This window comes from Candidatus Hamiltonella defensa 5AT (Acyrthosiphon pisum) (genome assembly GCF_000021705.1).
Classification (GTDB): Bacteria; Pseudomonadota; Gammaproteobacteria; order Enterobacterales; family Enterobacteriaceae; genus Hamiltonella; species Hamiltonella defendens.
Genome location: NC_012751.1, coordinates 420,877 through 432,555 on the forward strand (window position 1 = coordinate 420,877; position 11,679 = coordinate 432,555).

Consider the following 11,679-nt stretch of genomic DNA (forward strand, 5'->3'; position numbering starts at 1 on the left):
ACTACCCTCCTTTGACTTCCTGCGTTTTTGAGTAGGCGTGCACGCCAAATTCCAGGGGATTGAGCCATCTCTCTTCCTGCGTCACCGAAGGATTGTGATAATCAAACGAGACCGTCGCCAGCCAATGGGTGACCTGGCTTTGCGGATCGGGATTTCCGTGACGATCAAGAATGGTTTTGGTGAAACGCACCTGATAGGTTTTTATCTCTTTATCCGCTTGAAGTTCCTTGCCGATGGCCGCCCTCATGGGCACAATGTGGTTAATTTTTGTCCGAATTTGCCGATTTTTACCCAATATTTCGGTATAGCCTTTACTGGACAGCTGAAAATTTTTGTATTCCGTGAACGGGTCACTATAAGAAAAGAGCTTAATCAGCGCATAGTTTGAGGTTTGTGAACTCCAGTTATAGGATTCATAGGTACGAACATAGGTCGACAGCCAATATTCATCCTGCACCTGATCGGTTTTTTTCCCCGCCGTCAGAGGCGCCACAATATCGGTATAACCCGAATGATTATCCACTCGGACAAGATACGGCTCTACCGTTTTCAGGGGAGTCAGTCCCAACACTGCGCCGAGGGACATCAACGCCAGCACCCCAAAAAAAATACACAGATACTGACTGTGACGGGCTTGACGGCGATATTCCTGCGCCACGTTTTTAAGGGTGGGACCCTCCGTCTCTTCATCGGGGGGGCTCGGTTCAACATGACTTTTCTTTTTTTGCTCCCCCAGATTGTTATCATGAGTCCTCTCTAATGACGGATCCTCATCGTCAACGGAGGCTTTTTCAGGATCGGGGTCACGACTCTTTGTCGGCTCTTCAACACGCTGCCCCTCCCGCTCTATCGCCCGTTCTTCCTTGCGCTCTTCAAACTGCCGGTTCATCACTTTATCGGTAAAATGCACGTCGAGGTAATCCCTAACCGCCACCTCAATCACCTGTTTTTTGAAGTCATCGCTTCCTTTGATGGTGAGCGTACTCCCAAATTTCTCTTTTGCCAGGGACAAGGCAACGGCGACCGCGGAATCGGTCATGCCCCCTTTGCGCACCGCAATGGCATGGCCGATATCAACAAACAGCGTACGGTCCGTCTTTTTATCCAGGTAATGCACATTTTTGCTGAGTTTCGCCCGCTTCGTGTAAAGATCACTGGCTGACATCATCCGCTGACGATCACGAAGTCGATTTTCAGTGAAGTGTCCGCTCAAGTGTTGAATCAGACGCGCGAAACGCGCTCTGGCAGGAGGAATCTCGGCACCTTCCACCGTATCACCGCTGAAAGAGGGGTTAGGAATTCGAGTGGCTTTAATCTTCTGGCGAATATCGGCACTCCCCATGTCGGGTCTCTCCTGTTTAAAAGCAATCTCAAGCTGTTTGATAGCCTCATGGGCTTTCAAACGTTCAAAAGTGAATACAGAGACAGACTGCGTCTTTTCATCACGGGTCAATCTGTTATCACTCAAAATGGTGCGACGGGCAGTAAAAAACTGCCTGTCTACAGCGCGTATTGCTTGTCGGTGCTCGGGTAATATTGAGTTCTGTTCATGCTGTCTCAGAAAATAAGCCGCCAAAAAAGAAGCGTTTTTATCTGGCTTGGGCATCAGGCGACGAAGAGAACTCACTGTATTAGACTTTAAGGGCCGTTCAGAGGCACCAAAAAGTCGCTTTCCTCTCTGCTTTATCTCCTCCAGCGTCGCTACCCGATACAGATCCCGCGCATAAGGCGGCAGGGTCAATGTTCCGGCGGGGCTTCCTCCCAGGCCATCTCTGATCCTGAAACCCTGTCTTCGGGCGATGTCTTCAACAGTTGGGACGCCAGAAAGGGCGGTAAACCGGTCGAAGTCGGGTTGCCCTGAGGCTCCTCTTCTTCTTCCTCCTGCTGATAAATCAGATCGCAATCGAGCACTTCTTCCTGATGTTGACTGTCCCAAGTGAACGTATGCATGACCCGGCAAAAACACCGTATTTTCGGCGTATTCACTGTCCCTGTCAGTTGCCACATCGCCGCAGGACACACTTTGCAAGCCATGGGGAGCGCAGGCAGCTCTTTCTCTTTCAGTTTGAGCAGAACTTCGCTGCTGATCACTTTTCCGTTCGGCAGGGTATAAGTCATAAATCTCTCTGTATTTTTCGTAAAAAGCGGTCTGACGTTGGGTCAGGAGCTGAATTTTTTCTTCAGGGGAGGCCCATCGATACCGATGCCTAAATTGAGGCGTTGCTTTGCTCACATATTTGATCTCTTTCGCCCGCTGAGGCCACCCACACAATCGGTCACGGATAATCGTTTTATCCAGAGGCGGCTTTTTGACTTCTCGACGAACCACAAAATCATCCTGAAATATCGTTTCTTTCAAGTGAGTCCATTTTGCCTCACCAGGCAGTTTGACTGCGATATATTCATTCTCCTTTCCTTTATGACGGAGTTTTGTTTCACCAAAAGAGGAAACATGCCCATAAAAGGCCTCGCGATCCCTGATGTTTTTCTCAATGACATCAAAGATAAGCTGCCTTTTAAAAGACTGATGCTGGCTCCTGAAATCATCCCCTTTATAGCGAGAGAGCACATCAGCCGCCTGAGTGGGGTCAACTCGAATAGAATCTCTCGGAGAGGCCAGTTGATATTTTTGGTTAATATATTCCTGGAAGGCTTCCAGATATTTGACGGATTGAGAAAAATGAGAACCGAGGGGATCACCTATTTTGCCCGACAATACATTTTTTTTGGGAATCACAATATGGATATGCGGTTTACGTTCAATCATTTCTCCCGTTTTTTTATCTTTCATTGCTTTTATTTTGGGTAAATGCGCTTCTGCATAAAAGTGATATTCTTCATCCTCATAAGCGTACATAAAAAATTCACGAAATTCTTGAGTGATATTATTTAATATTTCTTTTGAAACCTCATTTTCACGAAATGACAGCGTGAACGTCAGATATCTGTCTTGTCCTTTGTCCGGTATTTGTTGATAGATGATTTCGGTTAAGTCCAGGTCGCCATCTAGAATAACCCGTTCATCTAATTCTTCCCGGCCATAATCCCGGCCATTTTTAATGCCTTTTTCAAGATAGGCTTTAATTCCCTTATTGTATCCCCTCACTCTAATCAACATCTTTGATTTCCGTGATTAAAAGATCTCTTATAGAAATCAGCGCATTATTCAAAGAAGAATAAAAAGACAAAGGGATTTTCCCCATTAAGTGCGCTTGATTTAATTGATGGGCTATTTGATTTAAATGGTGACTCGATTTATTGAATAAAAAAGTCAGCCGTTCTAAATTTTTAGAAGGGGCGGATTTTACAGTGAGCTGAATATTGGAATGTAAAAAAACTTCTCGAAAAAATTCAGATTGATTCATGCAAGAAGAAGCTAATTTTTTTTCAAATTGAGAAAAATCTTTTTCGGATAATCGAAAAGAAACCACCTTGTCTTTTTTCTTTTTCTCTGACACTGTTGACTCCAAAAAATAAATCAAAACTCACACCGACAAGTCAATCTGAGCGACAGAAAATTTCAAATCCGTTTCCCTTTTGGCACACGCCTTTTTTAAAATCCCTCAGAAATTTGTAAACATCGTCAACGTGCCTCTCTCAATAAATTAAAAATAGGGGCTGATTTGATATTCATACATAAATCACACATAAATCACCTTTAAATATTAAATTTAATACATTTTTCATACACTTTATATGCATATGTGAAGTTTTTTAACTTGACAATCATACACTTTTCAAACATAATTAATACACACACTATAGAAAAAAAACAAAATGAATGATTCAATAAAAGACCAGATAAATAACCTCATCTCTCTGCTTAATGACCCTAATATAAAAAGCAAACAAGCGGCTTTCAATGTCTGCTTTGAGCAACTGACGCAAGCGAAAAAATTAGCGTCATGGGAAACTATCGTATCCATAATAAATATTGAAACAGGAATGGTTTTTGATGCAAAAACGGCAGCAAATATGTATGGCAGAACAAAGAAAAAATATTTAAATAAAAAAAAAATTATAAAACCTAAGGGGGTTAATCCTATAGAAAATAATGAATTTGTATCTACTGAAATCAACAAAAATAAAATTCATCAAAATCAAAAAAGACATGTTTCAAATCCTGATGAGCTACGAAAAATCAGATCACGCACTATTGACTTAGATGAATTAAAAAACGGAGATTAATATGAAAGTGGCAGTCTTAAATTATACTGGCACTGTAGGCAAAACCACTATTGCGGCTCATTTGTTATCACCTCGTATGAATAATGCACCGATCTTTGCTATTGAATCCATTAATGAGACAGCAGAAGGATTAGGTGTCGATGTTGAAAAAATGAAAGGAAATAAATTTAGAGATCTCTTTAAAAAAATCATGTTAGAAGATAATGCCATTATTGATATTGGAGCTTCGAATATTGAAGAATTTATGAACAACATGATTAAGTTCGATCATTCACATGAAGAAATTGACTTTTTTATTGTACCAGTCACGGCCGGAACAAAAGAACAAAAAGAGTCCATATCCATGTTAGATTCTTTATCAGCAATAGGCATACCACCTAATAAAATTAGAGTGATTTTCAACCGGGTTGATAGCAATGTGCTTGAAGAATTTCCTTTTATCATCGGTTTTTGTAAAAAAGAAAAATCATTCATTGCTAATACTAAGTGTGCCATTTGGGAAAATGAGCTATTCGATGCCTTATCTGTAAAAGGACTGACTGTGGATGCTTTAATGAAAGATGAAACTGATTATAAATCCTTATTAAAATCAAAAACAAAAGCGTCAGAAAAAGATCGTCACCATTGGGCTGATATGTTTGGGTTAAAAGCCTTATCAAAAAGCGTCAAACGAAATCTTGATGATGTGTATTTAGAGCTATTCAATAAATAAGGTTAAGAGTTTATGAATAAAGAAAACATCTCTCCAAGAACCGCTCGTGATGCCCTTATTATTGAGCTTTTGGGCGATGTAGGGAGTATCCATGACGAAATTAAAGAACTCCCCAACCTCCTTAAAGTATCTCTTTCTGAATCATTAAAAATGATAGCTTCTGCCGTAGAAGAGGCAGAAAAAACGGCCGAAAAACTCAAAGAAGAAACACAAGCTGTCTTAGCCGCCTCATCTCAGGCTCAGTTACATCAGGTACAAGAGAACATCGGCAAGCTGGTTAAAAGTAGCATCGATACCGCAGTAGAAAAATCATTATCAGGGGCTAAAGCCGAAATTCAGACGCTTGAAGACAGAATTGACTCTGCCACTGCCGGCATTAAGAAACATAATCTGGCCATCATGAATTATGTTTTGGCCATCATGATGACCGCAATGATTGTAACAATGCTTTTCTCGACTATCTATCTCTGGGGGGAAGTTCATGAAGCCAGAGAGGCCGCTCGATACGCGGAGCGTAATTTAAGCATCGCTGGGAGTGCCCTGAATACACTCCCTGAAAAGTATCAACAACAAATCAGAGACGAAATCACAAAAGCCAGGTCTAAGAATTGATATACCTCAAAAAGATTGACATGCAGTACGACAAAAAATTGAATAAAAAAATTCGAAGAAGCCCACAGGCTATTTTTTCATCACCAAAAGGTCAAGTTGCAACCTGGAAAGCTCACCCTCATTATATTAAAATAGGGACATCACTTTATTTCGAGAGGGGTTTATGACGACACTAACCAGTAAAGAGTTCAATCATGAAGTAGGGAAAGCCAAACGCGCCGCTTGTCAGGGGGCTGTTTTCATTACAGACAGAGGTAAACCTACCCACGTCCTGCTTTCTATCGATGAATACAGAAAAATGACACAGCACAGTCACAAAAATATCGTTGAAGCGTTATCGATGCCCTATCTATCAGAGATACCATTTGAAACCACTCGGTTAACTATTCTGACACACGACAAAGATATTTTTTGATGTTTATTCTCGACACCAATGTGATTTCTGAACTCCGAAAAGTGGGGGATGGCAAAGCCAATAAATGTGTTACTAACTGGCTTTCCTCCGTTAATTCACAGCAACTTTATTTGTCCGTGATAACCTTACTGGAGCTTGAACGCGGAGTTCTGAGAATCGAGCGCAAGGATGATATTCAGGGCAAAGTTTTACGTCGGTGGCTTGATGGTAGCGTGTTGCCCTTCTTTTCCGGCCGTGTTTTACCTTTGGATGTCGCTGTTGTACGTAAGTGCGCCCGTCTTCATGTACCTGATCCAAAACCAGAAAGTGACACTCTCATTGCCGCTACAGCATTGGTTCATGGATTTACCATTGTTACCCGAAATATCAAGGATTTTTCAGCAACGGGGGTTAACCTCATCAATCCTTGGGAAGAATAGTTAAGTAATTCTATTTCTATTCCTTAATTTATTGACGCCTTTCATGATGCCTTTACCCGCCGCTTGACTCATGTTCCCCGCCGCTCTTAATCCCGTACCTCGTCCCAATATCCCACCCACGCCACTCACACCCCCAGAAGGAGTACCTCCCATGATAGAGGCGGCATAATTAGGCAGTTCAGTCGCTAACAGAGTAAAGGCGCTAAAATAAAGCAGTAGGGCGAAACAACTCAATATGTCCGTCTCTATTTTGCCATTCTTTATGATCACACTATGAATGAAATTCAATTCAATCGCCAAGACCACACCAAATAATATTTGCGTCAGCATAAAGCCACCGATGACTGACACCCAGCCCCAGAACCATTGCCGCGTCTGATCAAATAAAGAAAAAGCAATAAAAATGGGCCCCACCACCAGAATGATTGAGGTGGCCGCTTTTAAGGTAATCAGGGTCCCCACCACAACCATGATAAAGGGTATCCCGCCCAACAGAAAAAACAGGAGAGCCAGAAACCCAAGACACATAGCGGCGGCTTCTTTCCAAATACTGAACTCTAGAGCCCCTATCGTATTGTTTAATGCGGTGAAAAAATTAGATATCACAGTATCTACCTGATTAGACTGCGCTAATCCTGAAGAAGAAAGCGTCTGCGCCATCCAGTTAGGCAACCCGTTAACCACGGGTACCACCGTATCGATATACCAGCGAACGTTAAAAGCAAAATAAATAATAAATGAGGCTTTACCGAGGGTTAAAAGCAAATCCTGAAATGCCACATCTAATCCCTGAAAAAGCCAGTAAATACTTTTTAGAGTTAAATGAATAAGCCAGCAGGTGCCGAATATCACACCGGTCAGAGTCATGACATTGGCTGTCCCTATGGCAATGGTGCCTTTTAACCCCTCGTCTATGGCCTGATATAGCGTTTTTGCAATATACACGTCCATATCATCCCCTATTCAGAAAAAATTAATCCTGCTTTTTAAATTCCTTATTATAAAAGCTAATCACACCCTCATTTAGCCTCATCGTTTGCCCAAAACCGTTAATGAGACTCAGTACATTATCCGACTCTGCCTTGGCTTCCAGCTTCTTAACCCTTAAAGTTTCATCTCCTTTCTTAAAGATAAACGGCGTATGCCATGAATAATTAACATGAAAAACACCATCATCAAATTTAATATCAAGTGAGGCGGGTTTTTCTATATCGCCTACCTGTACCCAATGCCCAACAAAGGCTTCCCCCTTGTCTTTGCACCCAGCCAGTACCAGTGCCACCGAGAGCAACAGCATTCCTAACAGTCCTGCTTTTTGATATTGCATCATGAGTCCTCTTTTTGTTGTGTCCAGTCCTGAATTATCAGTCCTGGAACGCGGCTAAATTCTCCAAGATTATGGGTAATCAGGATGGCCCCACAAGATAGGGCATGACCGGCAATAGCGCTATCATTCACGCCTATCGGCGTTCCGGCGGCACTTAACTGTTTTTTCAATTCTACCGTAGTGTCTACTGCTGCCTTGTCCCAAGGTAGAACCGCATTCAACCGTTGAATAAACTGGTTAACCAAAACGGCATGTTTTGGTGATGCTTTTTTACCAATCACACCGTATTGCATTTCTGCATAAGTGATAGCGGAAACGACGATCTGATTTTTACTGTCTACACAGGCATGTAAGCGTTGTAGAAGATGCAACGGTTGTTCCCTCATGATGAATGAACAGATACAGGTATCTAGCATATACATTTTTTTCACAGGGAGAACCGCCCTTCTTCAATCACAGTTTCTCGCTCTACCAGAAAATCGGCATCTGCCTTCTCGCTGTTGTCTGGCAATGTCGTCCAAGTGGGGCGAACGGGTTTCAGCACCAAGGTATCCCCTTCCCGTTGAATCATCAGTTCATTCACACCGGCAAAATCCATATCCACAGGCAACCTGACGGCGCGGTTCTTCCCATTTTTAAAAATGGCCACCTTTCTCATCATATCATCCCTCAGTTCATAAACATATGTTTAGCATATGCCTAATCTTGCCGAACTGCAACTCCCACTCATCCTATTTTGGCAGATCGGGCCGCTTTCGGAGCATGTAATCGGTGAAGTCCTGAGCTCGCTTTCGGTCGGCCAGTTTTTCTTTTTCTTCTGCTAATGCCCTCATGTTCTGTAACCGAGTCTGTTGAATCTGAAGTTCTAACATTTCTTGCTGATAGCGCAACGACAAATCCTGTTTCTCCTGCGGCGTTTGCACCACATTCAGTTTCGCCCGCAATTTTTGCGCATTCAACACCCGCTGATCACTCGCTTTTTTTTCTTTTTCCAGCGTGCCCGCCTTCATTAAGAGTTGATCAAACGCCTTTTGTACCTCAGGATCAACGGAGGTCAAACCGTACCTCTGGCGTAAATTGGGTAGGCTCTCGATATCGTTGTAAATATCTTCCCAATCGCCCATCGGGATCAGGTTATTGACCACAGGGTCGTTAAGAAAGTCTCCCAATTTTGAGTTCCCTTGAATCAATTTTTGATAATGATCATACTGGCTTTTCGTCTGCGCAATCGCCTCTTTGGCTTTTTTGAGTTGTGCTACGGCTTCCCTCGACTGTTGCTTGGCATGGGTCACTTGCTGGGCCAATTCCGCAGGGCTGATGGTCGGTATCTCTGCCTTGCTCCCCGGCATAAATAGATAAATCCCCGCCAACAGAACAGTCACTGCCGTCTTTTTTCTCAGATTTTCCAAGTCGGTCATGACGTTTTCTCCTGCTGATGACGCTGTTGCATTTCGGCAAGAAAGGCGCAAACCCAGACTGACGGATCTTCCGTATTCAGGTCACGGCGAATACGCTCTGCCACCGCAAGGTTCTCATCCGTTGATGACAGCAGCGGCAACCAGTATTTCAATTTTTCATCCAGGACAAATTTCACCATCACTGCCTGATGCCCCTGCTTGACCATAAATTCACGACTGGAGGGAATGAGCTCAACCACTTTGTCAAATTCTTTCCCTTCAATGCCGAACTCCCGATAGCTCTCTCGTTTTGCTTTGCTATTGGCCATCCAGATTTGCGTGATCACCTGCTGAATCACCGCAGGGGCATATTGCGTCGATAGCGCATCCTCTGGAGATTGGGTATCCATCATCAAAATTTCACCCCGAGTCCGCCCCGCTTTTAAAATTTCCTTAATCGCCTCGGCGGTACTTTCAAACGAGAGAGGAACCCAATATTCTGCAATCACGTTGATCAACAAGCTTCCTGGCTCCGTCGCGTGCATTGCCCGTTTCAGATAGAAGAAGGTATTGAGCATGACTTCCATGGCCTCAGGATGCTTCCCAGAATAGGCCTTGTTCAGGATTTTCGTACAGTCGAACGCCAAACGACGGAATATTTTGGGATCAAACAAATTAACCGGCGCATCCAGCACCCACGCATACTGCCCCTGATGGCCGTCTACATTACGACACCACTTCGCCAGGCGGGTGTGCAGGCAGTTCCCCCCCTTTTTCGGTATCCCTTGCAACATCAGCGACAATGAGCGGTTTTCTATCACGCTGTGCCGCATCACTGCTTCTATACCATCCTGAATTTCTCGTTCCTCATCGGGCTCGGCTTTACCCGCGCACAGCTTCACTGTATCGAACAGAAACTGACGTAAAGACGGCGAATCCTCGAACTGAAAAGGCTGAATGCCCGTATAGACGCCCGGTGAGACGGTAAAATAATGGGTTCCCGAGGCCCGAAGCACGTTTTCCAGTGAATGATTGTAATCAATAGAAAAAATCATCGGATCCCAGCGGCTAAAGTGAATGAGCATACAGGCTTCAAGCGTGGTTTTTCCGGCGTTGGTCATGGCGGTTATCGCGATATGACCGGCCAGCTTTTCTCCGGTATTGTTATGCCCTAAGGGGCTATCGTGGCTTTTGCTCCTTCTATCCCCCTATATCCTTGTTTTGTCACTCATTGAGCCCCTTCTAGCTTAAATTCAGGGCTGTAGGGGAGTTTGTGTTTCTTATCCATTTTTACACCTGTATTGATAACTTAAGTCTATCACCTGGTTTTTATCAGGTGGCCAAATTAACTATGCCACTACACATAATACCCTTTTCTTTCTTCGCTATCGCTTGTCTTAAGGTCTTTAATTTACTTTGTTAACAGTGCCATAGCTGAACGAAATAATTTCGGTTACGTCATGTAATGAGAAAATAAAGCATCGATACTGCAATTGACCGCTCTTCTTTTGCTTTTTGCTTCTGCCCATTTATGCTCAACAGGATGGCGAGTAAGGAGGCAGATATTCAATGATATGCCCCGCGTCATCGATCACTTTTTGAGTGTCCAAACGTTTGTGGAAGGTCGCATTATCCATGACCACCACACAGTCGGGTGGCAAACTCGGCAGAAGTATCTGAATGACCCAGGCGTGAAACACATCACTATTCACAGAACACATGAACAATCCCACCGCCATCAGCGCTTTTCCCAGTAACGCACCGATCACATTGGTTCGACCCTTTGCCTGCCAATTATGTTGACCGAAACAGCGTTGACCCCGTGGGGCATAGCCATATCAACGCGGCATATCATGGGCAAAGCCGCTTTCATCCAGGTAAACACTGATTTCCCCTGTTTTTCATAGTCAGCTATCTTGTTTTGGAAGGCTTGCCTCATATCTTCGTTGGCCTTGGGATGATTGAGGGTTTTTTTTATAGGTGACGCCCAAACGTTTCAGGGCGGACCAAATGGCTTTGGTACACACCCCGAAACGTTTAGCCCTTTCATGCTGGTAAGCATCCGGGTAACGCTCAACATCCTTGAGTAAAGCCGCTTTATCTATTTTACGCTGCCGGGGAGAAGAGGGGTTCTTTTCAATTCGCTTCAGCCAGCGGGTAATCGAAGTGGCACCGATGTGAAAGCGTTTTGCCGTTTCTCTTATGCTCCACTTTTCTTTTTCTCTTACATTCAGCACGTGACGGCGAAAATCAACTGAATGACTCATCTCTCTCCCTTTTGAAATCATTAAATTTATTTCGTAACCGAAATTATTTCGTTAAGCTATACTCTCTATTTTCTTTCCTCACCTTTATCTTGAAGGTCACTATGCTTCATAGAGTCGTTTTTTTTACTTTTCGATAGCCCCAAAAACCCCTTTATTTTAAACCAAAAAGTTTTCACCAGAACGCCTATGGCCACAAAAAAACCAATGATCCCACTCATAATCGCACTGCCAGACCCCGGATCAATATAAGCAAATGCTGAGTCGACTCCAGCTACGAATAAAGTAATGAATAATAGTATTGATTATTTCATGTGCATCTTCCTTTTTCATCATTTTTGAATT

General features: G+C 43.4%; 14 protein-coding genes and 1 pseudogene. 5 read left to right on the forward strand and 10 right to left on the reverse strand.

From position 1 onward, the window contains the following. Position 1: 1 nt before the first annotated feature. The gene (locus HDEF_RS02100; RefSeq protein WP_012738132.1) at positions 2 to 3,118 is read right to left on the reverse strand and encodes a VirB8/TrbF family protein; all 3,117 of its coding nucleotides are present in this window, start codon (positions 3,116 to 3,118) and stop codon (positions 2 to 4) included. Next, entirely contained in the window at positions 3,108 to 3,458 is a 351-nt protein-coding gene (locus tag HDEF_RS02105; protein ID WP_044612246.1) for a plasmid mobilization protein, read from the reverse strand. Before HDEF_RS02105 ends, HDEF_RS02100 begins: the two co-directional genes overlap by 11 nt. 319 nt (positions 3,459 to 3,777) lie before the next feature. Between HDEF_RS02105 and HDEF_RS02110 the strand changes: the two genes are divergently transcribed. The 5 genes from HDEF_RS02110 (at position 3,778) to HDEF_RS02130 (ending at position 6,346) form a co-directional block, all read left to right on the forward strand. Beyond that, positions 3,778 to 4,188, forward strand: a complete 411-nt coding sequence (locus tag HDEF_RS02110) for a hypothetical protein (RefSeq protein WP_012738135.1) — start codon at positions 3,778 to 3,780, stop codon at positions 4,186 to 4,188. 1 nt (position 4,189) lies between these two features. Continuing rightward, positions 4,190 to 4,900 (forward strand): StbB family protein, encoded by a 711-nt coding sequence (gene stbB, locus HDEF_RS02115; RefSeq protein ID WP_012738136.1) that lies wholly within the window; start codon positions 4,190 to 4,192, stop codon positions 4,898 to 4,900. Positions 4,901 to 4,912: 12 nt separating this feature from the next. Next, a complete protein-coding gene (locus HDEF_RS02120) occupies positions 4,913 to 5,512 on the forward strand; it encodes a hypothetical protein (protein ID WP_012738137.1) in 600 nt (199 codons plus the stop codon). 163 nt (positions 5,513 to 5,675) lie between these two features. After that, positions 5,676 to 5,927, forward strand: a complete 252-nt coding sequence (locus HDEF_RS02125; protein ID WP_012738138.1) for a type II toxin-antitoxin system Phd/YefM family antitoxin — start codon at positions 5,676 to 5,678, stop codon at positions 5,925 to 5,927. Further along, positions 5,927 to 6,346 (forward strand): type II toxin-antitoxin system VapC family toxin, encoded by a 420-nt coding sequence (locus HDEF_RS02130; protein WP_012738139.1) that lies wholly within the window; start codon positions 5,927 to 5,929, stop codon positions 6,344 to 6,346. Before HDEF_RS02125 ends, HDEF_RS02130 begins: the two co-directional genes overlap by 1 nt. Here HDEF_RS02130 and HDEF_RS02135 read toward each other — a convergent pair whose 3' ends face one another. From HDEF_RS02135 to HDEF_RS02170, 8 genes and pseudogenes are all read right to left on the reverse strand, one after another. Then, positions 6,347 to 7,297, reverse strand: a complete 951-nt coding sequence (locus HDEF_RS02135) for a TrbL/VirB6 family protein (protein WP_012738140.1) — start codon at positions 7,295 to 7,297, stop codon at positions 6,347 to 6,349. It lies immediately after the preceding gene. 22 nt (positions 7,298 to 7,319) lie between these two features. Beyond that, on the reverse strand, positions 7,320 to 7,676 hold the full coding sequence (locus tag HDEF_RS02140) for a hypothetical protein (RefSeq protein WP_012738141.1): 357 nt from the start codon (positions 7,674 to 7,676) through the stop codon (positions 7,320 to 7,322). After that, positions 7,673 to 8,104 carry a type II toxin-antitoxin system VapC family toxin gene (locus HDEF_RS02145; protein WP_044612247.1) on the reverse strand — a complete coding sequence of 144 codons (432 nt, stop codon included), beginning with the start codon at positions 8,102 to 8,104 and terminating at the stop codon, positions 7,673 to 7,675. The genes HDEF_RS02140 and HDEF_RS02145 overlap by 4 nt, the downstream gene beginning before the upstream one ends. Continuing rightward, positions 8,101 to 8,331, reverse strand: coding sequence for a type II toxin-antitoxin system VapB family antitoxin (vapB, locus tag HDEF_RS02150; RefSeq protein ID WP_012738143.1), 231 nt, complete (start codon positions 8,329 to 8,331; stop codon positions 8,101 to 8,103). The genes HDEF_RS02145 and vapB overlap by 4 nt, the downstream gene beginning before the upstream one ends. Positions 8,332 to 8,404: 73 nt before the next feature. Then, positions 8,405 to 9,091 (reverse strand): TrbJ/VirB5 family protein, encoded by a 687-nt coding sequence (locus tag HDEF_RS02155; protein ID WP_012738144.1) that lies wholly within the window; start codon positions 9,089 to 9,091, stop codon positions 8,405 to 8,407. Further along, entirely contained in the window at positions 9,088 to 10,191 is a 1,104-nt protein-coding gene (locus HDEF_RS02160) for a VirB4 family type IV secretion system protein (protein ID WP_012738145.1), read from the reverse strand. The genes HDEF_RS02155 and HDEF_RS02160 overlap by 4 nt, the downstream gene beginning before the upstream one ends. Before the next feature lie 414 nt (positions 10,192 to 10,605). Continuing rightward, positions 10,606 to 10,896, reverse strand: a pseudogene (locus tag HDEF_RS12945) (transposase); the annotation flags it as partial. 81 nt (positions 10,897 to 10,977) lie between these two features. After that, entirely contained in the window at positions 10,978 to 11,337 is a 360-nt protein-coding gene (locus HDEF_RS02170; RefSeq protein ID WP_012738147.1) for an IS630 transposase-related protein, read from the reverse strand. Between the last annotated feature and the right edge of the window lie 342 nt (positions 11,338 to 11,679).

What these genes read in the sequence shown, in the direction of transcription:
- HDEF_RS02100 (WP_012738132.1), bottom strand. Translation starts at nt 3,118, where the DNA reads ATGTTGATTAGAGTGAGGGGATACAATAAGGGAATTAAAGCCTATCTT.
- HDEF_RS02110 (WP_012738135.1), top strand. Translation starts at nt 3,778, where the DNA reads ATGAATGATTCAATAAAAGACCAGATAAATAACCTCATCTCTCTGCTT.
- stbB (WP_012738136.1), top strand. Translation starts at nt 4,190, where the DNA reads ATGAAAGTGGCAGTCTTAAATTATACTGGCACTGTAGGCAAAACCACT.
- HDEF_RS02120 (WP_012738137.1), top strand. Translation starts at nt 4,913, where the DNA reads ATGAATAAAGAAAACATCTCTCCAAGAACCGCTCGTGATGCCCTTATT.
- HDEF_RS02125 (WP_012738138.1), top strand. Translation starts at nt 5,676, where the DNA reads ATGACGACACTAACCAGTAAAGAGTTCAATCATGAAGTAGGGAAAGCC.
- HDEF_RS02130 (WP_012738139.1), top strand. Translation starts at nt 5,927, where the DNA reads ATGTTTATTCTCGACACCAATGTGATTTCTGAACTCCGAAAAGTGGGG.
- HDEF_RS02135 (WP_012738140.1), bottom strand. Translation starts at nt 7,297, where the DNA reads ATGGACGTGTATATTGCAAAAACGCTATATCAGGCCATAGACGAGGGG.
- HDEF_RS02140 (WP_012738141.1), bottom strand. Translation starts at nt 7,676, where the DNA reads ATGATGCAATATCAAAAAGCAGGACTGTTAGGAATGCTGTTGCTCTCG.
- vapB (WP_012738143.1), bottom strand. Translation starts at nt 8,331, where the DNA reads ATGAGAAAGGTGGCCATTTTTAAAAATGGGAAGAACCGCGCCGTCAGG.
- HDEF_RS02155 (WP_012738144.1), bottom strand. Translation starts at nt 9,091, where the DNA reads ATGACCGACTTGGAAAATCTGAGAAAAAAGACGGCAGTGACTGTTCTG.
- HDEF_RS02160 (WP_012738145.1), bottom strand. Translation starts at nt 10,191, where the DNA reads ATGACCAACGCCGGAAAAACCACGCTTGAAGCCTGTATGCTCATTCAC.
- HDEF_RS02170 (WP_012738147.1), bottom strand. Translation starts at nt 11,337, where the DNA reads ATGAGTCATTCAGTTGATTTTCGCCGTCACGTGCTGAATGTAAGAGAA.